This is a genomic window from Nonomuraea sp. NPDC049725 (assembly GCF_040674795.1).
Taxonomy (GTDB): Bacteria; Actinomycetota; Actinomycetes; order Streptosporangiales; family Streptosporangiaceae; genus Nonomuraea; species Nonomuraea ceibae.
Genome location: NZ_JBFANJ010000046.1, coordinates 1 through 1,118 on the forward strand (window position 1 = coordinate 1; position 1,118 = coordinate 1,118).

Genomic DNA, 1,118 nt, shown 5'->3' on the forward strand with positions numbered 1-1,118 from the left:
GATCAGCTGTAGCGTCGTCTTCAACGGATGAGGTGACTGCATGATCGCCTCGTTCCGAAGCGCCAGGCGAGTCAGCTGCCCCTCTGTAGGCGGCTGGTTGCTCTTCTGCCCGTTGCAGGCTCCGTGCGCCGGGGCGAGGTTCCAGATGGCGTCCAGGTCGATGGCAGCAGAGCCGGGCAGCAGCCGCTTGAACGAGTACGGGAAGACGTGGTCGACGGCGATCGCATCGACGCCGGCGATGAGCAGTTCAGCGCAGATGATGCAGCGGCCATGCTGGAAGCCGATGACGGCCTCGGTGACCCCCGCTACCGAACGCCGCCGCTCCTTGTCCGTGATGCGCAGCGTCTCAAGGTCGACCGCGATGCCCTCCTCGATCAGACTCCGTCCCACGCCGGCGGCGAATGACGTCTCGACGATGCTCCACCTCGCCGCCAGCTCCGTCTGAAGGTTCTCCCGCTGCTCGGACAGAGCGACTTCACGCAGGTGTTCGGTCAGCTTGACCACCCGCTTCTGGCCAGTGCCGGTGACTTCGTAGAAGCGGTGCGGCACCTCAGAGCCGCCACTGCCGCCGCGCAGGTTGTGAAACTTCTGCATCACCATTGCGGGCATCGACTTCATCGCAGCCGCGAGCAGCTTCCCGGTCGGAGAACCCTGCCGTACGGATTCCGCGGCCTCCTGCTGGGCCACGGTCAGGAAGTCCAGTTCGCCGGCGGCGGTCTTCGATGATGCCTGCGGCGCCTGGGCCAGGTGCTCGACCAGGCTCATCGCGTACGGCTCGGCCAGCTCGCTGAGCGGGATGTCGGTACGTCCCTCGGCGGCAGCGCCCAGCAGCGCCTCCCCCAGAGCGAACTTGTACGTGCGCACGTTGGCGCCCATGAGCACCGCCAGCCGCCAGGAGGATCGGGCAGTCGGCTCTTCGCGAAAGAACTCCACACTCATCAGCTGCCAGCCTTGATCATGATCTCGACCGGTTAAGGGTAGTTCGCGATCAGGAGGATGTCACTGAGGGTCAGTAGGCTCAGCACCTCTGCCGTACTGACCTTGGAGGACTCCGGGACATGGGGAAACTGGTGCGAGACAAAATTCCGGACATCATTCGCCAGAGCGGCCAGGAACCG

Annotated in this window: 1 protein-coding gene; it reads right to left on the minus strand. The window is 64.8% G+C overall.

Going from position 1 to position 1,118, the window contains the following annotated elements; translation table 11 throughout:
* The coding region (locus tag AB0J53_RS45210; protein WP_364184589.1) for a hypothetical protein at positions 1 to 939 on the minus strand (939 nt) is incomplete at its 3' end.
* Positions 940 to 1,118: the final 179 nt, after the last annotated feature.